Source organism: Micromonospora sp. NPDC003816 (assembly GCF_042874705.1).
Lineage (GTDB): Bacteria > Actinomycetota > Actinomycetes > Mycobacteriales > Micromonosporaceae > Micromonospora.
In genome coordinates this window covers 136762-158072 of sequence record NZ_JBIANP010000001.1, presented here as the reverse complement: position 1 = coordinate 158072, position 21311 = coordinate 136762, and the positions used below count along the sequence as shown (strand labels likewise).

General features: G+C 72.0%; 17 protein-coding genes. 8 read left to right on the top strand and 9 right to left on the bottom strand.

All coding sequences use genetic code 11. From position 1 onward, the window contains the following. Positions 1 to 51 precede the first annotated feature (51 nt). The 6 genes from ACFYTT_RS00675 to ACFYTT_RS00650 all read left to right on the top strand — a co-directional run bounded on the left by ACFYTT_RS00675 (position 52) and on the right by ACFYTT_RS00650 (position 9331). Positions 52 to 630, top strand: a complete 579-nt coding sequence (locus ACFYTT_RS00675; RefSeq protein WP_387256827.1) for a hypothetical protein — start codon at positions 52 to 54, stop codon at positions 628 to 630. Between the two features lie 59 nt (positions 631 to 689). Beyond that, on the top strand, positions 690 to 1619 hold the full coding sequence (locus ACFYTT_RS00670) for an ABC transporter ATP-binding protein (RefSeq protein WP_131051509.1): 930 nt from the start codon (positions 690 to 692) through the stop codon (positions 1617 to 1619). Then, the gene (locus ACFYTT_RS00665; protein WP_387256825.1) at positions 1616 to 2338 is read left to right on the top strand and encodes an ABC transporter ATP-binding protein; all 723 of its coding nucleotides are present in this window, start codon (positions 1616 to 1618) and stop codon (positions 2336 to 2338) included. Before ACFYTT_RS00670 ends, ACFYTT_RS00665 begins: the two co-directional genes overlap by 4 nt. Positions 2339 to 2345: 7 nt before the next feature. Continuing rightward, positions 2346 to 5504: an FtsX-like permease family protein gene (locus tag ACFYTT_RS00660; protein WP_387257950.1), complete on the top strand. Its 3159-nt coding sequence runs from the start codon at positions 2346 to 2348 to the stop codon at positions 5502 to 5504. Continuing rightward, positions 5501 to 8260 carry an FtsX-like permease family protein gene (locus tag ACFYTT_RS00655; RefSeq protein WP_387256823.1) on the top strand — a complete coding sequence of 920 codons (2760 nt, stop codon included), beginning with the start codon at positions 5501 to 5503 and terminating at the stop codon, positions 8258 to 8260. The genes ACFYTT_RS00660 and ACFYTT_RS00655 overlap by 4 nt, the downstream gene beginning before the upstream one ends. Positions 8261 to 8437: 177 nt before the next feature. Beyond that, a complete protein-coding gene (locus ACFYTT_RS00650; protein ID WP_387256822.1) occupies positions 8438 to 9331 on the top strand; it encodes a hypothetical protein in 894 nt (297 codons plus the stop codon). Between the two features lie 78 nt (positions 9332 to 9409). Here the strand turns inward: ACFYTT_RS00650 and ACFYTT_RS00645 are convergent, their stop codons facing one another. The 5 genes from ACFYTT_RS00645 to ACFYTT_RS00625 form a co-directional block, all read right to left on the bottom strand. Beyond that, a complete protein-coding gene (locus ACFYTT_RS00645) occupies positions 9410 to 11485 on the bottom strand; it encodes a hypothetical protein (RefSeq protein WP_387256820.1) in 2076 nt (691 codons plus the stop codon). Next, positions 11457 to 12323 (bottom strand): hypothetical protein, encoded by an 867-nt coding sequence (locus tag ACFYTT_RS00640; RefSeq protein WP_387256818.1) that lies wholly within the window; start codon positions 12321 to 12323, stop codon positions 11457 to 11459. Before ACFYTT_RS00640 ends, ACFYTT_RS00645 begins: the two co-directional genes overlap by 29 nt. 52 nt (positions 12324 to 12375) lie before the next feature. Then, positions 12376 to 12804, bottom strand: coding sequence for a type II toxin-antitoxin system VapC family toxin (locus ACFYTT_RS00635; protein WP_387256816.1), 429 nt, complete (start codon positions 12802 to 12804; stop codon positions 12376 to 12378). Beyond that, positions 12801 to 13052, bottom strand: coding sequence for an Arc family DNA-binding protein (locus tag ACFYTT_RS00630; RefSeq protein ID WP_387256814.1), 252 nt, complete (start codon positions 13050 to 13052; stop codon positions 12801 to 12803). Before ACFYTT_RS00630 ends, ACFYTT_RS00635 begins: the two co-directional genes overlap by 4 nt. A gap of 114 nt (positions 13053 to 13166) precedes the next feature. Further along, positions 13167 to 13475, bottom strand: coding sequence for a GNAT family N-acetyltransferase (locus ACFYTT_RS00625; RefSeq protein WP_387256812.1), 309 nt, complete (start codon positions 13473 to 13475; stop codon positions 13167 to 13169). A 314-nt stretch (positions 13476 to 13789) separates the two neighbouring features. On the opposite strand from ACFYTT_RS00625, the gene ACFYTT_RS00620 reads away from it, so the two are divergent. Then, complete coding sequence (locus ACFYTT_RS00620; protein ID WP_387256810.1) at positions 13790 to 16525, top strand: AAA family ATPase; 2736 nt, start codon at positions 13790 to 13792, stop codon at positions 16523 to 16525. A gap of 66 nt (positions 16526 to 16591) precedes the next feature. Here ACFYTT_RS00620 and ACFYTT_RS00615 read toward each other — a convergent pair whose 3' ends face one another. Together ACFYTT_RS00615 and ACFYTT_RS00610 are read right to left on the bottom strand one after the other, a co-directional pair. Further along, on the bottom strand, positions 16592 to 17533 hold the full coding sequence (locus tag ACFYTT_RS00615; protein WP_131055301.1) for a DUF5996 family protein: 942 nt from the start codon (positions 17531 to 17533) through the stop codon (positions 16592 to 16594). Positions 17534 to 17868: 335 nt separating this feature from the next. Then, the gene (locus ACFYTT_RS00610) at positions 17869 to 18594 is read right to left on the bottom strand and encodes a flavodoxin family protein (protein ID WP_387256809.1); all 726 of its coding nucleotides are present in this window, start codon (positions 18592 to 18594) and stop codon (positions 17869 to 17871) included. Positions 18595 to 18785: 191 nt separating this feature from the next. On the opposite strand from ACFYTT_RS00610, the gene ACFYTT_RS00605 reads away from it, so the two are divergent. Beyond that, positions 18786 to 19343, top strand: coding sequence for a dihydrofolate reductase family protein (locus ACFYTT_RS00605; protein WP_131055305.1), 558 nt, complete (start codon positions 18786 to 18788; stop codon positions 19341 to 19343). A gap of 1 nt (position 19344) precedes the next feature. On the opposite strand, the gene ACFYTT_RS00600 is transcribed toward ACFYTT_RS00605, so the two are convergent. Both ACFYTT_RS00600 and ACFYTT_RS00595 read right to left on the bottom strand, forming a co-directional pair. Then, the gene (locus ACFYTT_RS00600; RefSeq protein ID WP_387256806.1) at positions 19345 to 20367 is read right to left on the bottom strand and encodes an asparaginase domain-containing protein; all 1023 of its coding nucleotides are present in this window, start codon (positions 20365 to 20367) and stop codon (positions 19345 to 19347) included. A 177-nt stretch (positions 20368 to 20544) separates the two neighbouring features. After that, positions 20545 to 21234 (bottom strand): TetR/AcrR family transcriptional regulator, encoded by a 690-nt coding sequence (locus ACFYTT_RS00595; protein WP_131055310.1) that lies wholly within the window; start codon positions 21232 to 21234, stop codon positions 20545 to 20547. Between the last annotated feature and the right edge of the window lie 77 nt (positions 21235 to 21311).

The window sequence follows — 21311 nt, the reverse complement described above, 5'->3', positions numbered from 1 at the left end:
CGGCAGTGGCGGGGCCGGCCGGCCGTGTCCCGGTCGAGACGGGCTGGCCTGATGAGCCCCGGTGGCACCGACGTGAGCCTGCTGGAGCTGGTGGCGGGTTTCCTCGTCGCGATCACGCTCATCACGGTGATCACGATCGTCCTGCGCCGCCGCAGTGGCCGCCAGGACCTGCTGGGCACCCAGGTACGCGAGATGCAGACGCGGGCGGCGGCGTCCCCGGACGCGGACACCCGCCTGCGGGACGCGACCACCCGGATCGCCGACGCCCGCATGCGCGAGGCGGCCTCCCGTGATCCCGTCCCCGCTGAAGCCCCTTCTGACGCGTCGACGTCCGACGTGTCCGACGCGGATGCGGCGGCACCCGGCGTCAGTTACCCGGATGCCACGGCGCAAGACCGATCAGCTCAGGACGCCACTGCTCCGCCGGCCGGGTGGCCGTCGGCGCCCGGCGGGAAGAACGACGCGATGGCCGACACGTTCGCCTGGCTCCGGATCGCGGCACTGGTGGAGGCCGGGCAGCGCGAACAGGCGATCGAGCTGCTCAGCACCACGATGGCCATCTCGACAGACGAGGCGGAGATCCTCGTCGACGGCCTGAACGACACGGGCCGCGAGCAGCGCCCCGACTGACCGCCGGTGGCGCAGACATAGGCTGGCTCGGCGTCGGCACCACCCGGACGGAGGAAGCAATGTCCCGCACACCGCTGTCCCTGCCGCAGCCACCCGCGCGGGCACCCGAGTTCGGTCGGGACGCGCTCATCGTCTGCGAGAACCTGGTGCGGATCTACCAGACCGGTGCGATCGAGGTGCAGGCACTGCAGGGACTGGACCTGACCGTGGACAGCGGGGAACTGGTCGCCGTCGTCGGTGCCTCCGGGTCGGGCAAGTCGACGCTGCTGTCCATTCTGGCCGGCATCGACGCCCCGACCGCCGGACGGGTCCGGGTCGACCGGTGGAACCTGCTGGGGATGTCCCGCACCGACCGGGTGCACTACCGGCGGCACACCGTCGGGTTCGTCCGGCAGCAGACCGCCAGCAACCTGATCCCGTACCTGACCGCACGGGAGATGGTGGACCTGCCGATGACGGCGGCCCGCACCGCGAAGGCCGAGCGCCGGGACCGCGCGGCCGAGCTGCTGGACAGCCTCGGTGTCGCCGACTGCGCCGATCGGCGCCCCGGTCAACTCTCCGGCGGGCAGCAGATGCGGGTCGCGATCGCGGTGGCGCTGGCCAACCGACCACGGGTGCTGCTCGCCGACGAGCCGACCGGCGAACTGGACGCCGCCACGTCGGCGGAGGTCTTCGGCGTACTGCGGGACGTCAACCGGCGCTACGGCGTCACCGTTGTCGTGGTGACACACGACCCGCAGGTCAGCGGTCAGGTCGAACGGACCGTCGCGATCCGGGACGGGCGCACCAGCAGCGAGGTGCTGCGCCGCACCACCACCGACGCGGTGGGCGACACGCACATGGTCGCCGAGGAGTACGCCGTGATGGACCGCGCCGGGCGGGTGCAGGTGCCCCGCGACTTCCGCCAGGCGCTGGCGCTGACCCGACGGGTCCGGCTGGCCCTGGAACCCGACCACATCACGATCCGGCCCTCGGGAGACGGCGAATGAACAGTGAGCCGCTGTTGCGCGTGCGCGACGTGCACCGACGCTTCCGCACCGGGCCGAGCGTCGTGCACGCCCTGCGTGGTGTGTCGTTCGACGTGGCTCCCGGTGCCATGGTGGCACTCGTCGGCCGGTCCGGGTCGGGCAAGACCACCCTGCTCAACACCATCGGCGGCCTGGATCGCCCGGACTCCGGCACCGTGCACGTCGACGGCACCGACGTCACCGCGCTCGACGAGGACGGTCTGTCCCGGCTGCGGCGCGAGAAGGTGTCGTACATCTTCCAGAGTTTCGGATTGATCCCGGTGCTCTCGGCCGCGGAGAACGTCGCCGCCCCGCTGCGGCTGGCCCGCATGGCCCCGACCGAGCGCGAGCGGCGGGTCGCGTTGCTGCTGGATCTGGTCGGTCTGGCCGACCACGCCCGGCAGCGACCGGCCGAGCTGTCCGGCGGCCAGCAGCAGCGGGTGGCGATCGCCCGTGCGCTGGCCGCCTCGCCCCGGCTCCTGGTCGCCGACGAACCCACCGGGCAACTGGACGCGGAGACCGGCCTGTCGGTGATGGCCCTGCTGCGTGGGGTGGTCGAGTCCGAGGGCGTCACCGCCCTGGTGTCCACCCACGATCCGGTGATGATGGCGTTGGCCGACCGGGTGCTCCGGATCCACGACGGGCAGCTTCACGACGAGGCGGCCGGACGGACGGACGAGCCCGTGCCAGGCGCGGAGTGACGTGCCGATGCTGAGGCTGGTCAGCCGGCGTGCCCGCGCGCAGTGGCCGTTGCTGGCGGCTCTGATCGGGGTGGTCACGGTCGGCGCGACCCTGCTGGGCACCTGCACCCTGCTGAACACCCGCACCGCCGAGCGGGCGCTGGAGGTCGCCATGGGTCGCGCCGCTCCCGCCGACGTCGACGTGACCGTCTACACCGGCAGCGTCGAGGGTCCGGACGCGCGGTCCGTCGCCGCCGACACCCGCACCGTGCTGGCCGCCGCGCTCGCCCCGTTCCCGGTGACCACCACCGCGCGGGCCTCGACCGTGCTGCGGGCGCTGCCGCCCGGGCTCGCTGCGGGCACCACCGTGCCGGCCCAGGCGTACCTGTCGGGGCTCGACGACCTGCCGACCCGAGCCGAGCTGATCGCCGGGGGCTGGCCGCGCGGGCGTGGTGACGCGGTGGTGCTGGAGTCCACCGCCCGGTTGCTCGGCCTCACCCCCGGCGACCGGGTACGCCTCGGCGCCGAGCTGGCCCACGATCCCGTCCCGGCCGTCGACGTGACCGTCGTCGGTGTGGTGCGCCCGATGCCGGGTCGCGGCTGGGACCGCGACCCGTTGGCCGCGGCAGGCGTCGCCACCGGCCACCAGGACGGCCGTTTCCGGCAGCCGGTCAACGCCTACGGACCGTTCCTCGTCGACCTCACCGACCTGCTCACCACCGGCGCCACCGTCGACCGGATGGAGGTCACGGCCCATCCGGACCTGTCCCAGGTCACCCGCCGCGACCTGGAGACGGTGGCCGGGGCCGTCCGTAACGCCGACAGTCTGTTGGCCGGGACCCTCGGCGAGCGCGTCCGGCTCGCTCGGGTCGCCTCCGACCTGCCGCTGACCCTGCGTACCGCCGACGAGCAACGGCACGCCACCGCCACCCTCGTGCTCGCCATCGCCGTCCTCGGCGGTGTCCTGACCGCGACGGCACTCGTCCTCGCCGGCCGGCTGACCGCCGGCATACGCGCCGACGAGACCGCCCTGCGGACCGCCCTCGGCACCAGCCGCCGTCAACTCGCCGCCACCGCGACACTCGACGCCGGGTTCGTCGCCGCCGTCGCCGCCGCGCTCGCGATCCCGGCGTCGTCGGCCCTGCACGCCGGCCTGACCCACCTGTCTCCCCTGGCCGACGCCGGCCTGGGCGCCCGGCCGGGCATCACCGGTGCGCAGGTCCTCGCCGTCGCCGGCGGTGCGCTGGCGCTCGCCGCTGTCCTGACCGTCCTGGCGATCCGGCCGGGCCCGGCACCCGGCGACCGACGCACCCGCCGCGAACTGCTGGCCCGCTCCGGCGCCGACCTGATGCTCGCGGCTCTCGCCACGACCGCGTGGTGGCAGCTGTACGCGCAGCCCACCATCGCCAGCCCGCGCGCCGACACGGTCCGGGTGCTCGCACCGGCGCTGCTGCTCGCCACCGGTGCCGCCCTGGCGCTGCGGGTGGTACTGCCCGCCCTGCGTGGCGCCGACCGGCTGGCGTACCGCGCGCGTGGGCTGGCCGTGGTGCTGGCGGTCGCCGAAGCCGCCCGCCGGCCCCAGGCGGTCGCCGCCGGTCTCCTCGTCGGGCTGGCCTGCGCGGCGGCGACCTTCGGCCTCGCCTTCGACACCACGTGGCACCAGTCGCAGCGCGACCAGGCGGCGCTCTCCGTCGGCACCGACCTGGCGTTGTCCCTCAGCGCGACGCCGTCGTCCGGAGACGGCGTAGACGTCGCCGCGGCGACCTCGGGGGCGGTGAGTCCCGTTCTCCGCCGGGGTACCGCCGTCGGTCAGTGGCTCGGCACCGCCGGCGACGCGCCGCGCCTGGTCGCCGTCGACACCACCCGCGCCGACACGCTGCTCCGCGGACGACTCGACCACGACCGCACCTGGACCGATGTCGGTGCGCGACTCGCCCCACCGACCCGCGCCACCGGCCTCCCGCTCGCCGCCGGTGCGCCTCTGCTGCTCAGCGGCACCGCGACCGGCGACACTCCACTCGCCGTGACCCCCCAGCTGCTGCTGCAGGACGCCGCCGGTCTACGCCTGCCCTGCACCGGTCCCCCCGTGCCGCTCGACGGCCGGGAGCACCGGCTGCCCGCGTGCGCGACCGCCGACGGACTGCACCTGGTCGCGGTGTCCCTGCCGATCACGGCCGATCCCGATGCCGCCGTCGGCAGCCGCGTCGCCGTCGCCGTCACCCTCACCGTGCCGCCCAGCGGATCGGCTGCCGCAGCGGGGTGGACCGCCACGTCCGCGCCGCCGATCCCGACCAGGCTGCGCGACCCCACCGTCGTACTCGCCGCCACGCCGACGCAGACCGCGCTGCGGATGGCGGCAACCGTCGACCTGGGTGGCGCGGACGGCGCCCGCACCCTCGTCGCCACCGCCTTCCCCGACCCCGGCCCGGTGCCCGTCGCCGTCTCCGCCCGCTTCGCCGACGCGGTCGGCGGCATCGGCACCACGCTCAGCGTCACGGTCGGCACCACGCCCGTCCCGATCGTCGTCACCGAGGTCGTGCCGACCGTACCGTCGGCCCCCGGTGCCGTCGCCGTCCTGGCCGACCTGGACATGCTGTCGCGCGCCCGCGCCGTCACCGGCGACCTGACGTTCCCGGTCGACGCCTGGTGGGTCGGCCACCCCACCGGGCCCGACGTCGCCGAGCGGGCCACCGCTCTGCACCTGGGCACCGTCACGACCCTCGAGGCGGAGACCGCCCGTCTCACCGGCGGCCCGTTGCACGCCGCGCTGCCCGCCGTACAGCGGCTTCTCGTCGCGGCCTCGGCCCTGCTGCTGCTCGCCGGCGTCGTCCTGCACGTGACCTGCGATCTGCAGGCCCGCGCCGTGGAGGTGGCGCGGCTGCGCGGCCTGGGGATGACCCGGCGCGGTATCCGGGCCGTGCTCCTCGGTCAGCACACCGTCATCCTGCTGCCCCTGCTCGCGGCGGGCGCGGCCGTCGGCGCGCTCGCCACCGGCCTCGTCGCTCCCCTGCTGGTCCGCTCCGACACCGGCGCCGCGCCCATCCCGGCCGTCCAGCCGCACTGGCCGTGGCCGGCCGAGGCCGCGCTGCTCGCCGTCCTGCTGGCCGCCTGCCTGCTCGCAGTCGCCGCGGTGGTCACCGTCCAGGTCCGCCGGGCCGACGCCGCGCATCTGCGGGTGGCTCCGTGACGCGGCGGCCGGCCCTGCGGCGGCCGGCGCCGCACTGGCCCAGCGTCCGCGGCCGGGGCCGGGCCGACGCCGGGGCGTTGCTGCTCACCGCCGCCGTCATCACGGCCGTCGCGCTGCTCGCCGGGGCCGTACCGGCGCTGCTCCGTGCCGCCGCCGACGACGCCGTCCAGGACACGGTCCGCCGCGCGGGCACCGACGCGAACGTTCTCGTGCACGCCGACTGGGAACGCGACGACGGGCCGACCGGCGGCCGGTTCCGGATGTCCCGCCTCGCCGAGGACGTCGAGGACTTCCGCGAACGGGCGGCCTTCGCGCTCGGACCCGACCTGGACGCCGCGTTGTTGCCGCCGACCGCCGTGGTCAACACCCCGGTCCTCACCATCACCGGCGGCAACCTGCCGCGTACCTTCCAGCTCACCTACCTGGCCGATGACCTCGGCGGCCCGGACGTGACCTGGATCGCCGGCAGCGCACCCGGCCCCACGGTCCCCGAGCGGTCCGTCGAGGTCCCCTATAACGGACCGCCCTGGCCGGTGCAGGTCGGCCTCTCCGAGGCCGACGCCGCCGCCCTCCGCCTGGGCCCCGGCGATCGCCTCGCGGTCCAGGACGGCCAGGGCAACGGCAAGGACGTCCGGATCAGCGGGATCTATCGTCCCGCCGACAGCGCCGACCCTGCCTGGCGACTCGCCCCGGCGCTGCTGCGTCCCGTGCCCGGTGCCGACGGGGTGGGCACCACCCGGTTCGCCGGTCTGCTGTCACGCGAGTCGCTGCCGGACGCCCGGCTCGCCTTCGACCAGGACCAACTGCGGCGCACCGTCCACTTCGCCCCTGAACCCGGCGCGTTGACCTGGGGTGCCACCGCGACGCTCGCCGGCCAGGTGGTCAAGCTCAAGGCAGCCTCCGGCTCGTCGGCGGTCCGCGACGACTCCCTGAAGTGGGAATCGTCGCTCGACAGCGTCCTACGCGACTCCCGTACCCAGATCAGCGCCGCGTCCGTGCAGGCCGCCGTCCTGCTCGCCGGAGTGCTGACCGCCACGGTACTGGTCCTGCTGCTCGCCGCCGACCTGCTGGTCCGTCGCCGTACTCCGGCACTGGCCGCTGCCCGGCAGCGCGGTGCGGCGCTCCCCGACCTCGGTGCGGAACTGCTCGTCGAGTCCACGATGGTGGCGCTGTCGGCCGCCGCGGTCGGGCTCGTACTCGCCCGCGCGGCCGCACCGGGCGTCTCCTGGACCTGGGCCGTCCCCGTGGTCCTGGCCGGTGCCGTGGCCGGGCCGACGTTCGGGATCCTCGCTGCGGCCCGCGCCAGCCGCGACCGGCGCCAACCGGCCAATCCGGCCGCGCGGCGGTGGATCCTGGCCACCGGCCGGCTGCGTCGTGCCGCGGTGGAGGCGACTCTGCTGATCGCGGCGCTCGCCGCCGTCGTGACGCTGCACCAGCGCGGGCTCCTGCCCGTCGCCTCCGACGACGATGCCGGCGAGCTGACCGGCGACCTGGTCCTCCCGATCAGTGCCGTCGCGCTGGGCGCGCTCGCCGGCGCGCTCGTCGTGCTGCGGCTGCTGCCCGTCGGAGCGCGGTTCGCGCTGCGCCAGTCCCTGCGCTCGCGCCGTCCGCTGGCCGTGTTCGGCGCCGCGCGGGCAGCCACCACGGCCGCACGGGCGCTGCCGCTGCTGGTGCTGATCAGTGCCACGGCGCTCGCGTCGTTCGCGCTCGTCGTCGGCGCCACCATCACCCGGGGTCTGACCGATGGCGCGTGGAGCACCGTCGGTGCCGACGCCCGTCTCGACGTCGGTGCCGACGCCGCGAGCGCGACGCCCGCGCTCGCCGAGCGCATCGCTGCCGCACCCGGGGTCGAGCAGGTCGTCGTCGCGCAGGTGACCGACTCGGCGCGCGTCTTCACCGAGTCGACGCCGCTCACCCCACGCCTGGTCGTCGTGGACGCCGCCGCGTTCGCGCGCCTGTTGGCCACCACCCCGCTGCCCGACGCGCCCGCGCTGGCGCGGCTCGCGACGCCCGGCCCCGGCTCCGCGGACGTCCCCGCGCTGGTCCGATCGGGCGCCGGCGACGTGCCGACGGGCACCCGGCTGCAGCTGTCACGGGACGGCGGCCCGGCGATCCGTCTCATCTCGGTCGGTACCGCTCCCTCCGTCGGCGGCGCCGGCGACGTCGTCATCGTGGACGCCACGGCCCTCGCCGAGGCGGGGCTGCCCGCCGTTCCGAACACCGTCTGGGTGACCGGCTCCGGTGCGGCGCAGGCCGTGTCGGCAACCGGCGTCGCCGCCGATGTCGTCCTGCGCACGGACGTGCAGCGGGTGCAACGAGCGGCTCCGCTGACCGCAGGGACACTCCGACTGGCGTGGACGGCCGCGATCGTGGTGTTGGCGCTGGGACTGCTCGGCCTCACCCTCGCCGCCGCCGCGGGTGCCTCGGAACGGTGGCAGACCCTGAGTCGGCTGCGGACCCTCGGCCTGCGGCCCCGCGACGCCCGCTGGGTCGCCGCCGGAGAGCTGCTGCCGCCGGTCGTGGTCGCCGCGGTGTGCGGCCCGCTGCTCGGGGCCCTGCTCGCGCACCTGACGCTCGGCCCGCTCGAACTGCGGCTGCTCACCGGTCAGGCCGCCGATCCGGCGACGGTTCTGCCGTGGTGGCTGCTCGGCCTGTTCGGTGCGACGTTGGTGGCGACGGCCGCCGCAGTCGTACCTGTCGAGGCGGCGCTGCGGCGACGCGACCGGCTGAGCGAGGTCCTCCGCGCCGGCGAGTGACCGGCATCCTGGTCGACCGCGGTGCCGTGGTTCATTGTCGAGTGGTGGAACACGAACCCACCCCATTGAACGATAGACTTCGATATTTACCGCAAGTAACATCACCTTCACCCACGGTGTGGCCACGGGTGCGACACCGGCCTCGCGGCACACCACAGCCGGATGCGGAGGTCGGAGATGCAGGACGAACAGCACCGTCGTCGGTCGGTGAGTCGCCGGGACGTGATGCGGGGCGCGGCCGTGCTCGGCGGTGCCGCCGCAACGGTCGGGTTGGCCGCACCGGGCAGCGCGACGGCGGCTCCCGGCCCCGCAGCGGTGCAGCCGGCACGGGCCAGCCTGGCCGGGCTCGACGACTGGCTGGGCTCCCTGGTGCAGGTGGCGAGCGTGGCGGCGAACGTCCTGCCGATGCTCGTGCTGGCGCAGCGGGGGCAGACCTCCGACCCGTACCAGACCGGGGGCGTGCAGTTCGAGGTGATCAACATCGATGGTGAACCGAACCTGTACGCGCACAACGTCTCCGGTGACGACGTGGGACTCTCCTACACGTTGACCCAGTCGGAGCCGGCGACGAACACCAGCGTGTACCAGCCGCTGCCCAAGGGTGGCGCGTACAAGTGCGAGTCCGACCTGCACGCATTCACCGACGGCCAGGTCTTCGTGGCCCCCAACCCGGCCTCCACCGGGTTCACCGGTGGGCTGGCCCGCACGCTGAGTTTCGCGGTGCGCGGCCTGACGATCGGGGCCGTGGTGCAGGTCGTCGGTGGCGTCAAGCTCTCGGTGACCAAGGATCCCGCGACCGGATCGTTCACCGCGGTCATCGAGGCCACCGGCACCCCGAAGACGCTGCGGGCCCAGGTCGAGGCGACCGGCCCGGACGGCAACGTGGTCCGCGCGGTGTGGGACGCCGCCAGCTCACCGAACCGGCCGAACAACGACACCATCAACCTTCCGCTCCCGGCCGGGGTCAACCTCGACCCGGTGGTGCAACTGCTCCAGCTCTACGTGGACCTCGACGCGCCCGGACTCGACGCGGTCACCGCCGACCGCCGCAGTCGGGTGGTCTACCTCTGATCGATTCGCTGCGCCGACCTCGTCCCGCCAGGCGGGCTCGGTCGCTCAGGAACGGGCAGACGGTACGGCGCCGGCGCCTCAACAACTCGCGAGCGTCTCGGTCAGCACCTCCAACAGTTGCCCATGTGCCGGCGCCGGACCGTCGATCCACCCAGGAATACCGATCACCGAGACCAGGTCACGCAACTCGTCCATCCGGGGAATCCAGTACATCCGGTGTTCCGGGTTCGCCTCGCAGCAGGCCACATCCTCCAACGCCTTCCCCCAGGCACCCACGGGCCTCGGCTTGGCGGCCTGCTCCACGGCCTGTTCCACGGTCATTCCCAGCGCCGTGGTCACCCCACCGAACACGGTCGCGTTCCACCTGCCGTCATCGACTCGCCCCCGCTGCTCACCGAGCACCCCCGCAGCGAGAAGCCCTGCCCGATCACGAGCTCGCGGGTCCAGATACATCAGCCGCAGCAACCGGTCATCCCAGGGCTTGCGGTGCGCCGGATCGGGCTTCGGCTCCAGATAATCAAGGGCGAAGGTCACCGACAACGGCCCCCGCACCCCGTCGAACGGCTCCACCACGGACGGTCCTGGAGCGCGATACCGGGAGTCAGCCGGATCGACCGCGCGACCGTTCTCCCCCACCAGGTCAAGAATGGTCGTGAAGACCGGCAGCAACCGGTTGGCCGGATCCTGTTCACTCAACTGCACCAACTCCTGCCGGACCCGCGGATGCAGCAGATCGCCGGTGTTCTCCCGGAGGAAACTCTCCGCCGCCGGCCAGTCGGGCTGCGCCAACCACTGCGTCAGCACCTCGGAATCGGCACGCTGCACCGCATTCGGCGACACCTCACCGGCGACTGCGAACGAGGCCATGCTGAACGCCCGGGCCGACCAGTGCACCACACCATCCGGACCGACAACCTGCCACCTCGCATCGGGACCCGCACCATCCGGACCGATCACCGGCAACCCGTAACGACCGGCCACCGTCGTCACCTCGGAGACCAGCCCCGTCGCCACCACCAGCGGCTGCTGTCGACGGCGGCCGAACTGCAACAACACCATGCCGAGGGCAGACAGCACCGCACTGCGTGGCCCCAGGCCCTCGCCCGCATCGACCACCACCACCGGACGAACCGTCGACCGCGCCGCCGCCACCACCGCCGAAGCCTGCGACCACTCCCGCCACCGAGCCATCTCACCCACCACCACCACACCCCGGTCGTCGGCTACCCCACGGCGGCCGTAGACGACCGACGGCACGGCGACAGCGGCACTCTCGTGAATGGCTGCCGCCGACTGAGCGCTCACGGGCGGGCCGAGCGAGACTGGCTCCTCACGAGGATCTACTCGGCCGCCATCGTGCTCAGGCCAGTCGTCGGAGACCATCAGGTAGTTGGGATCACGCCACCCATCCACCACCACGGGGCCTACGGCAGCCGGGGTAAGAGCCGGATAGGGGTACGCGACCATGGCCTTTCGACCATCACGCCACCGCACCCACACCGTCGTCGCGTCGAACCGGTAGGCCACCACAGCCCGTGGCGACTTTCCACCGATCCGCTGCCCGAAATACACTATGAGCTTGTCGACTGACATCTGACCTGCGGCACTGATCGTGCCGAGCCGGGCCGTCGTCGCCTGCTCACTCGGCTCCTGCGGCCAGCCCTCCACGACCACCGGCTTCCGTTCCGTCGGATCGAAGACCGGGTACGGGAACGTGACCGTGGCCTTTCGACCATCGGGCCACCGCACCCACACCGTCGTCGCGTCCACCGTGTAGTCGACCGTGGCATCGGGATAGCGCTCCCCGATACGCACGAACCGGTTGTTCGCCTTCAGAGTCTTCTGCTTCAGGGCGGCGCGGACGAACCGCGCCGACGGATCCGGTTGGCGTGACCAGCCGTCCTCCACCACTGGACCGGCAGCAGCCGGATCGAAGAGCGGGAACGAATAGGAAACAGTGACCTCTGTGCCACCACCAGGTGAACGCGCCCACACCGTCGTCGCGTCGTACCGGTACTCGACCTCACCCCCGGCCGCGAAGTGTGCGCCCAGCGACACGTGGCGGCCGTCGAGACGCAGCTGGCCATCGCTGTCCGGCCTGCCGGACCGAGTTGCCGCCGCCAGGTCACCCGGCTGCTGCGGCCAGCCCTGCACCCAGGGTCGGCACGGCACCACCCGTGCCGAAAGTCGCGGTCGGGTAAACGACCATGGCCTCGTCGCCATCCGGCAGCCGTACCCATACCGTCTTGTCGTCAGTCCAGTACTCGACGGTGCCGCTGCCGTGCCTCGGCCCCAACTGCACGACGCGACCCTGGATGGTCAATTTTCCGTTGCGGAGATCGCCGGTGGACGCTGTCTCCTCCGGAGGCGGCCAGCTCACCCAATTTACCGCCGGCCGGACGGTCGCGTTCAGCGGCTCGTCCAGATCCATCAGAACGGGCAGCGATGTCGCCGGACCATCGTCCTCTTCGGGCGAGAGGTCCGAGTCCATCAGATAGTTGGGATCACGCCAACCATCCACCAGCACCGGGCCCGCAGCAGCGGGATCGAGCACCGGGTGCGGGAACGTGACCATGGCCCTCCGACCATCACGCCACCGCACCCACACCGTCGTCGCATCGAATCGCAAGCCGACCAGGCCCTCGGTCGACGTCCCATCGATTGTCTCTCCCAGCGCAATCGTGCGCCCGTCCACAGACAGATGACCGCCGTGCGTCACGGTGACGCGCCGGGCCGTCGCTGCCCCTGGGCCCGGTTCCCGCGGCCAGCCCTGCACCACCACCGGCTCCGCACCGAATGGATAGAAGGCCGGGTACGGAAAGGTGGCCATCGCCTGTCTGCCATCCGGCAGAGTCAGCCACACCGTCGTCGCGTCGAACGCGTACAGGACCTGCGCATCGGGGTACTTCTCATCCCCGAACTTGACCCGCCGGTCGTTGACCCACAGTTCTCCTCGTGACAGCTCACGGTCTTGGGCTGCTCGACCTGCCAAGGTTGGGGACCGTTTCACACGTGCCGCTGATGTGGCAGACCGAACAGTGGCTTCAGGCGGACGGCTCCTGCCAGGGATCGACGACGCCGATCCCCGTGCCGGTGAAGTCCTTGGTGTTACGGGTGGCGAGGGTGGCAGCTTGGGCGCGGCAGATGGCGGCGATCTGGGCGTCGAACCCGTCGATCGGGTGGCCGAGCCTGTCCCGCCCGGCGACGACGTCGGCATAGGCGCTGGCTGCGCCGAGGTCGAAGGGCAGCACTTGGCGGGGAAAGGCGGCAAAGATCTCGTTGGTGGCCTGGTGCAGTGACTCCCGGCGCTGCCCTGCCGGCAGCCGCGCAATGCCGTAGCGGATCTCAGCGACAGTGATCGCCGTGGTGTACAGGCCGGCACGCGAGTTCCGCTGGATCCACGCGAGAACCACCGGTGCGGGCTCGGCCCGCATGAGTTCGGAAACGACGTTGGTGTCCAGAACGATCATCATTCGGGCAGGCTCGCTGCGCGGGGTGATGTCGACCGAGACGGCAGCTCCAGTTCGACGCCCCCGAGTCTGGCGAATCGATCAGTGAGTGCGCCGAATAGGTCATTCACCGGCGCATCCTCGGCGACTGCCCTGGTGAGGATGTCGCGGATCTCGGCCTCCATCGATCGGCCATGCTGCGCAGCGCGACGGCGCAACTTCTCCCGCACCGCGTCGTCGAGATCTCTGATGCTGAGCGCTGCCATCACCATGTCCTCACCTGAGACAATGAGAGCAATGCTAGCACGCAGGTCAGGCGGCCGCCTCGATGCACTCAGAGGGCACGTGGTGTATCGCTGACCGGTATCGCTGCCGCGCCCTGCCGGTCAGTCGGTGACTCTGCTGCGGGACTGGTACACCAGGTCCTGGTACTCGGGGTGCCGGGCGATCCACCCCGCGATGAACGGGCAGGTCGGCAACACCAACAGACCAGCGGCGCGGGCCTCGTCCAGGCCGGCACGTGCCAGGGCCGCCCCCACCCCCCTGCCCTCGTACTGACGCGACACCTCCGTGTGCACGAACGCGACCAACTCCGCGGTACGGATGTACTGCGCGAAACCCGCAACAGCGGACTCACCCTCCACCCGAGCCTCGTACCGGTTAGCTTCGGGGACATCCTTCACGTTCACTGCCATACGTCCTCCAGTACTCGGTGCGGGCCGGCTACGAACAGTGACACCACGTCACCAGCGTTCGTGACACCGCGTCACTGACGCCTCGGACGTGTCCGCGCTGTCATGGGTGACGCGCCCGACGCGGTCGAGCGCGAGCGGACCGATCCGCCGGGAGAAGCAGCGGTCCGGCCTGAAAAGGGTCACGGATCGAGTGTGCCGCAGTGTGGCCGACGCGGATCGGTCGGTCGATCGGTCGTCCGCGATGGGGCAGACCGGGCTATAGCCTTGAAAACGGCGGTGCCATCACGACCAGGCGCGACATTCTGGGGTGGGACATGGAGCTGTTCGGACGGCGCGCCGAGACCGCGGTGCTGGACCGGCTGCTGGATCGGGCGGCGGATCGCGCGGGTTCCGGGCTCGTGCTGTGGGGTGAGCCGGGCATCGGCAAGACCGCTCTGCTGGAGTACGCCGTCGAGGCGGCGTCCGACGCGACGGTGTTGCGGTGTCGGGGCACCCGGATGGAGGCAGGGCTCGCGTTCGCGGCGCTGCACGAACTGCTGTGGCCGGTGTTGGATCGGCTGGAGACGCTCGCGGTCCCGCAGGCTGCGGCGTTGCGGGGTGCGTTGGGCATGAGCCGGGACCCGGCCAACCGTTTCCTCATCGGCGCCGCCGTGCTGTCGTTGCTGTCCGGTCTTGCACGGGAGCGACCGGTGCTGGTCGTGGTGGACGACGCGCAGTGGGTCGACGAGGCGAGCGCGCACTGCCTGGGGTTCGTCGCTCGTCGAGTGGCGACGGAGCCGGTCGCGGTGCTGCTGACCGGACACGAGGACCCTGCCTCGGGGCCGTGGGAGGGGCTGCCGACGTTGGAGATCAGCGGTCTGGCCGACGAGGACGCCCGCCGGCTCGTGAGCGCCGTCGTGCCGGGGGCCGACGCGACGCTCGTCGATCGGATCGTGCAGGCGGCGGGAGGCAACCCGTTGGCGCTGCACGAGCTGCCCGCCCTCGATCACGAGACCGACGGCGAGGCGACGCTGTCGCCGTCCGGGAACGCGGTGTCGGTGGGGCCACGGTTGCGGCGGGCATTCCGCGCACGGTTCGAGGCCCTGAAGCCGTCGACCCGGGCGTTGCTGCTGCTGGCTGCCGCCCAGGGTCGGGGCGACCGGCACGTGGTGCACCGGGCGGGAGCCGGTTGGGGCATCGACACCGCCACCTGGGACGCGGCCCTGCGCTCGGGTCTGCTCCGTGCCTCGGGCGCCCGCCTGGAGTTCCGGCATCCGCTGATCCCGGCAGCCGTCTACGACGGTTCCCCCTTCTCGGAACGGCAGGCGGCGCATCGGGCGCTGGCCGAGGCTCTGCCGCGGGACGCCACCATGGAGCGGGCCTGGCACCTGGCGGCCGCTGCGGACGGGCCGGACGAGGACGTCGCCACGCTGCTGCAACACGCGGCCGAGGAATGTCTGCGACGCAGTGCGGGTTCGATGGCGGCGCGGACTCTGTGTCGGGCCGCCGAGCTGTCGCCGGAGCCGGGGGACGCCGCACGCCGGCTGGCGGCGGCCGCCCGCGCCGCGTGGCATGCCGGCCAGGCCGACACGGCGCGGCAGGTGCTCGAAGAGGCCGAACGCCTGGGCGGTGTGCAGCCCGTCGTCCGGCTGAGCGGGGGGTTGCGCGGGATCCTGGAGTTCGCGTACGGCATGCCTGAGCGTGCCCACCACTACCTGGCGGGCGACATGGCCGTGGTCACCGAGGCCCGACGCGCGGTGGAGCTGGGTACGGTTGCGGTCCGCGCCGCCTGGACTGCTGGTCGCTCCGACCTGCAGCAGGAGTCGCTGCACCGGCTGCGGGCCGTGGACACCGACGGTGACGCGACGGTGTCGGGGCTGATGCCCGCGCTGCGGAACTGGTGGTCCTGCTACGACCTGAGCGGCGAGTTTCCCCCGCCGTCCCCGGACCTGGCCAGCGATGCCGTCGGTCGGCTCGGTACGGTCGCGTGGGAGTTGCTTCCGCCCGTGCCGTTGGCCCAGGTCTGGGGCGTCGAGGCGCGACTCCTCGACGTGCTGCGGGTGCAGGCCGCACAGCTGCGACGTCGACACGAGCTCACCGCGTTGGCGCTGGTGTTGGCGCAGATCGCGGTCCTCGACACGGCGGCGGGCCGGTGGGGTGCTGCCGAGGTGGCGGCGGCCGAGGGCCTGCGGTTGGCCGAGGAGGTCGGGGCGGCGCACCTCGCCACGCAGAGCCGCAGTTGCCTGGGCATACTGGCTGCGGCCCGGGGCGACCATCGCGCCGTCGACGAGCACACCAGGGGGATCCTGCGGGTCTCGGTGCCGCGTGGGGTGCGGGCGCTCACCGCGTCGGCGTACTGGCTTCGCGGCCGGGCGGCGCTGTTCGACGGTCGTCCGCAGGAGGCGCTGAGCGACCTGCTGTGCCTCGTCGAGTCGGGCCACGAGGCGTCCCATGCCACCTTCGCGTTGCTCGCCGCCGTGGACACGGTCGAAGCGGCGGTGCAGGTCGGTGACGGCGACGTCGCCGAGTCTCAGGTCGCCATGGTGCAGGGGTGGGCGCAGCGGTCGGGGGCGACCTGGGCACGCGCGGCCGGTCATCGTCTCCGGGCCCTCGTCCAGGGCGGCTCGGCGGCCGAGGTCTCGTTCCGAGCCGCCCTGGACGTCGCGGGAGCGGGGGCGCAGCCGTTCGAGTACGCCCGCACTCGGCTGCTGTACGGCGAGTGGCTGCGGCGCGCACGTCGCCGGGCCGACGCCCGTACTCAGCTGGTCGCCGCAGCCGAGACCTTCGACCGCTTGGACGCGGGCCCCCTGCGGGGGCGGGCGCTACGCGAGCTGGCGCTGACCGACCGGCGCGGGGCCGATCCTTCGACCGCTGCGGGGTTGACCGTGCAGGAGTTGCGGGTGGCGCAGTTGGCTGCGGACCGTCTGACCAACCGGGAGATCGCGGCGCAGCTGTTGATCAGTCCCCGTACGGTCGGCCACCACCTGGCCAACGTCTATCCCAAGTTGGGCATCACCTCGCGTGCCGAACTGGCCAGGATCGACTTCGACGGGGACCTGCGGCTCAGCTAGACCGCCGTGCGGGCGGTGCCGTGGACCGTTCGAGCCGCCGGTGGGTGCCGACACCGGTGGCGGCCGTCAGGGTGCGTCGGTGCGCTGCCAGCGCAGTGGGTCGTCCTCCAACGCGGCGCGGTCCCAGTGGCCGAGGTTCGCGGCAGCCTCGTAGCTGGTGCGCAGGAACTCGGCGACCGCACGGTCAGGATCCGGTGCGGCACGCGCCACCTCATACGGCAGCAGGAACTGCTGGAACTCGGTGCTGAAGAACGCGCCATCGGGGCCGACCGGCTGCTCGGCGAAGCCGTCCGGTGTGGGATAGGCATACGAGTAGAAGGCGCCTTCGGCACCACCGCCGGGCCAGAACCCGCAACTCGACAGCTCGCGGGAGTAGCCCTCGACCATGACCCAGTCCCCACAGTTGGGCATCCCACCCGGATGCGGCGGAGCCGACCGGCCGGAGAAGCGGGTGCAGGCCAGATCCATCCCGCCCCAGAAGAAATGCACCGGACTGACCTTGCCCACGAAATGCGACCGGAACTCACCCACCACCCGGTTCGCCTGCACCAACTGCCGCCAGAACAGCGCCGCCGCCGCACCGTCGTAGGAGGCGTGCTCATGATCCTCGGCGAACGGGATCGCCGGGTCGACCTCGTTGGGGCGCGGTCGGATCGGTGCGGCGATCCCGAGTTCGTCGAGCATCGCCATCACCCGCGAGTAGAACTCGGCGACCGCCATCGGCCGCAGCGGAAGGCTCCGCACCCCACCGTCGCTGCTACGCACGTCGAGCCGGTGGCCGATGAAGTCGAACTCGATCTCGAAAGCTCCCGTCCCGTACGGGATGGCGGACGTCGTCAACCCGCGTGGGCTCACGTACAACGTCACCTGCCACCAGTGATTGACCATCGGGGCGTGCGCCATACGGATCTTGCCCACGATCTGGGTCCACATGTGCAGGGTGTCGCGGGTGTCGGTCCAGTCCGACACGCGCAGGCTCGGCCAACTCATCGATACCGGATCTGTCATGATTACTCACATCCTTGGCGCTGTCACCATCAGGTGACGGTCGTCGGGGTCGGGTCCTCGGGTTCGGCCGGCCGCACCCGTCGAGCGCCTTCCGAGCGTAGGCGCGTCCGGTGGGTTCCACGTGGCGAACGCTGCGGCCTGCTTGCGGATGCACGGTCGACCAGGGGGCACGACGGGTCAGCGTGGCAGGTCGAGCAGGACGACCGCGTCGATCTCGACGACCTGGCCCGGGAGCGCCAGTTCCACGGCCCCGAAGGTGGTGCTCGTCGGTCCTCATCCTGTTCGTGGTGTGGCGGTGGCGAGAGCCCGGTCCTGTCCGGGGTTCGGCCGTGGCGTCAGCGGTATTCGGGATTGGCGGCGTCCGGATGCACTCCCGCGTCCCAGGCGGTGCGCTGGTTGCCGTATGCCGGAAACCCACCGGCCTGGCGGATCATCGACGCCAGGTGCAGCAGGTTGTACGTCATGAACGCCGTGTTGCGGTTCGTGAAGTCGTTCTCCGGCCCACCAGAACCCTCGTCGAGGTAGGACGGCCCGGGGCCGACCTCGCCGAGCCACCCCGCATCGGCCTGCGGCGGCACCGTGAAACCGATGTGCTGCAAGCTGTACAGGATGCTCATCGCACAGTGCTTCAGGCCGTCCTCGTTGCCGGTGAGCAGACAGCCACCGACCCGCCCGTAATACGCGTACTGGCCCTGCTCGTTGAGGACACCCGAATAGCCGTACAGCCGCTCGATCACCCGACGCGTCACCGAACTGTTGTCACCCAGCCAGATCGGACCCGCGATGACCAGGATGTCGGCCGCCAACACCCGCCCCAGCAACGCCGGCCACTCGTCGCCGTCCCACCCGTGCTCGGTCATGTCGGGTCGTACGCCGGTGGCGATGTCGTGGTCGACCGCGCGGATCTGGTCCGCGCTGACCCCGCTCGCCTCCATGATCGCCACACTGCGGTCGACCACCCCCTGGGTGTGGCTACGGCCGGGAGACCGGTTGAGGGTGCAGTTGATGTACATCGCACGCAGCCCGGTGAAGTCGGGCTTCTCGATCGCCGTCGCGGTCATGGGGTCCTTCCGTGTGGTCGGTCGTACCGGCGGACCGTCGCTCGGGTAGGCCCACGTCACGAGTGTCGGAGGCGGCGGGTCGCGCCGGATCGGCCGGTCAATCGGTCGGTCCTGCGCGCGACTCGCCTCATGTGCGTCGCCGGACCGGAGTTCCCCGGGTGGGGCGATGTCCGGAGTTAGACTCGCCGGTCATGGGACTGCTCACCTTCGGCCTCAACCTCACCGTGGACGGCTGCGTCGATCACCAGGAGGGGATCGCCGACGACGAGACGCACGCCTTCTTCACTCGTCTCATGGACGAGGCCGGGGCCATGCTGTGGGGCCGCGTCACCTACGAGATGATGGAGAGCGCCTGGCCGGCCGTCGCTCGCGGCGACGAACAGGCGCCGCCGGCCCTGCGTGAGTGGGCGGTCAAGCTGGAGGCCAAACCCAAGTACGTGGTGTCGTCGACGCGCCACCACTTCCCGTGGGCCAACAGCCACCACATCGACGGTGACCTGCGTGAGGGTGTGCAAAAGCTCAAGGACGAGACACCGGCCGGGGTCCTGCTCGGAAGCGGCACGCTGGCGACCGAGCTCGACCGGCTGGACCTGATCGACGAGTACGAGTTGCTCATCCACCCCAGGATCGCCGGCCACGGTCCGACGCTGCACCAGGGCGGGCTGCCCGGCACGCGCCGGCTCGAACTGGTCTCGGCGGAGCCGTTCCGCAACGGTGTGGTGGCCGTGCACTACCGTCGCGCGCGTTGAGTCACCGCGGTCCGTCGCCCCGTTCGCGGCCGTCGACGCGGTCGAGTAGTTCCTGGATCCGTCCGGCCTCGGCGCCCGTTGCGAGGGCGAGCGCGAGCAGGATCCGGCACTTGCCGGGGTTGAGGCCCTGACCGGCGACGATGCCGGCTCGGCGCAGTCGGGGGCTGGGTCGCACCCGGCCCGCAGCGCTGCGGTACGACTGGCACACCACCACCCCAGCCGCTACCGCGCGGACCAGGGCGGCGTGTTCGGCGGGAGTGGGGAATCCGGCACCGGTGCCGGCGCTGACCAGACCGGCCGCGCCGGCGGCGACCGCCGCGTCGATCAGCACCCCGTCGGCGCCGGGATAGGAGACGACCAGATCCACCCGTGGCACGGCGGCGCCCATGACGTCCAGCACCGGCGGGGTGTGCTGCTCCCGGTGATGGAAGATCACGGTGCCATCGGGGTCGACGAAGCCGAGCGGTCCCAGTTCAGCGCTGCGGAAGGCGTCGGATCCGGCGGTGTTGGCCTTGGTCACCCGACGGGGTGCCCAGATCGCCCCGTTCATCGCCACCACCGGTCCCCGCCCCGCCGCCTGCGGGCTGGCTGCCACCCGTACCGCGTCGACGAGGTTGAGCGGGCCGTCCCCGCTCAGCGCCGAGAGCGGGCGCATCGCGGCGGTGAGGACCACCGGCTTGCCGGGTGCGAGCACCAACTCCAGCAGGAATGCCAGTTCCTCAAGAGTGTTGGTGCCGTGGGTGATCACGACCCCTGTCACCTCGTCGTCGGCCAGGGCGGTGCGCACGTGTCGGGCGATGCCGAGCATGTCCGGCAGGTCGAGGGCGTGGCTCGGGGCTGCGGGGAGGCTGATCTGCCGTATCTCGGCGATGTCGGCGACCTCCGGCACCGCGGCCACCACCTCGGCCAGCGACAGCCGCTGCGACTCCGTTTCCGCGTAACCGGTCAGGTCCAGACTGCTCGGCGACCAGCCCGTGATCGTGCCACCGGTGCCGACCAGGGCGACGACCTTCGCTGCGTTCACGTCCGCGCCGGTCGTCTGCGCGCCGACGCGGTGGCTCTCCCGAGCATCGTCGGGGCCACCTCTCCTGGTGATCGGAACTCCGAGCCTGACATTACCCGTATCGTACGTCGTACGATACGGGTAATCAAGAACGGTTGGCGGCGGACCGAGGCGCGGGGCGGAAGGTGTTTCCGCTGGTCAGTTCGCCTGAATCCGACGCAGGAGCCCGTCGAGCAGGCAGTCCAATCCGAACTGGAACTGCTCGTCGCTCGGCAGCGTCGTCACGTCGCCGGCGAGCGACACCAGATTCGGGAACTCCGCCAGGGGCAACGCGGAGTAGAAATGGGTCCGCTGGCGGCACAACTCCTCGACGTCGGGCAGGTCGGGCTTGCCCCACGGTCGGGGTGCCTGGTAGCTGGCGAAGCCGAGGGTGTAGTGGACGATCAGACCGTACGCCTGGACCGCCTCACGGCCCTCGAACCCGACCTCGCGCAGCCTGCCCACCACCGCCTCCATCGCCCCACGCAGCGAATCCGGGCTGGTGGTCACGCGGGTGGTGAAGAGCCGCACGATGCTGGGATGCTCCCGCATCATCCGGAGGAACGCCGAGGCCAGGCTCTGCACCACCGCCCGCGGTTCCGTCTCCTCCGCCGGCGGCAGGGTGAAGCCACCGAGCACGTGGTCGGCGATGGCGTCGAGGATCTCTTCCTTGTTGCGGAAGTAGCTGTAGAGCGTCATCGCACCGCTGCCGACGTCGGCGGCGAGCCGGCGGATGGTGAGGGCCTCGATGCTCTCCTCGTCCGCGATCCGCGTCGCCGCCTCGATGATGTGCTCGCGGGTGACCGTGCTGCGGGGCAGCGACGTTCTGCTCGTGCGGGAAGCCGGCATCGTCGATCCTCCAAGTGGCCGTGAAGCACTCACCACCGATCCTCGTTGGTGCACCATACCGTACAGCGTTCCTGCGA

Bases quoted from the DNA above. Each gene is read 5' to 3' on its own strand.
- ACFYTT_RS00675 (WP_387256827.1), top strand. From the start codon at position 52: ATGAGCCCCGGTGGCACCGACGTGAGCCTGCTGGAGCTGGTGGCGGGT.
- ACFYTT_RS00670 (WP_131051509.1), top strand. From the start codon at position 690: ATGTCCCGCACACCGCTGTCCCTGCCGCAGCCACCCGCGCGGGCACCC.
- ACFYTT_RS00665 (WP_387256825.1), top strand. From the start codon at position 1,616: ATGAACAGTGAGCCGCTGTTGCGCGTGCGCGACGTGCACCGACGCTTC.
- ACFYTT_RS00660 (WP_387257950.1), top strand. From the start codon at position 2,346: ATGCTGAGGCTGGTCAGCCGGCGTGCCCGCGCGCAGTGGCCGTTGCTG.
- ACFYTT_RS00650 (WP_387256822.1), top strand. From the start codon at position 8,438: ATGCAGGACGAACAGCACCGTCGTCGGTCGGTGAGTCGCCGGGACGTG.
- ACFYTT_RS00635 (WP_387256816.1), bottom strand. From the start codon at position 12,804: ATGATGATCGTTCTGGACACCAACGTCGTTTCCGAACTCATGCGGGCC.
- ACFYTT_RS00630 (WP_387256814.1), bottom strand. From the start codon at position 13,052: ATGGTGATGGCAGCGCTCAGCATCAGAGATCTCGACGACGCGGTGCGG.
- ACFYTT_RS00625 (WP_387256812.1), bottom strand. From the start codon at position 13,475: ATGGCAGTGAACGTGAAGGATGTCCCCGAAGCTAACCGGTACGAGGCT.
- ACFYTT_RS00620 (WP_387256810.1), top strand. From the start codon at position 13,790: ATGGAGCTGTTCGGACGGCGCGCCGAGACCGCGGTGCTGGACCGGCTG.
- ACFYTT_RS00615 (WP_131055301.1), bottom strand. From the start codon at position 17,533: ATGACAGATCCGGTATCGATGAGTTGGCCGAGCCTGCGCGTGTCGGAC.
- ACFYTT_RS00610 (WP_387256809.1), bottom strand. From the start codon at position 18,594: ATGACCGCGACGGCGATCGAGAAGCCCGACTTCACCGGGCTGCGTGCG.
- ACFYTT_RS00605 (WP_131055305.1), top strand. From the start codon at position 18,786: ATGGGACTGCTCACCTTCGGCCTCAACCTCACCGTGGACGGCTGCGTC.
- ACFYTT_RS00595 (WP_131055310.1), bottom strand. From the start codon at position 21,234: ATGCCGGCTTCCCGCACGAGCAGAACGTCGCTGCCCCGCAGCACGGTC.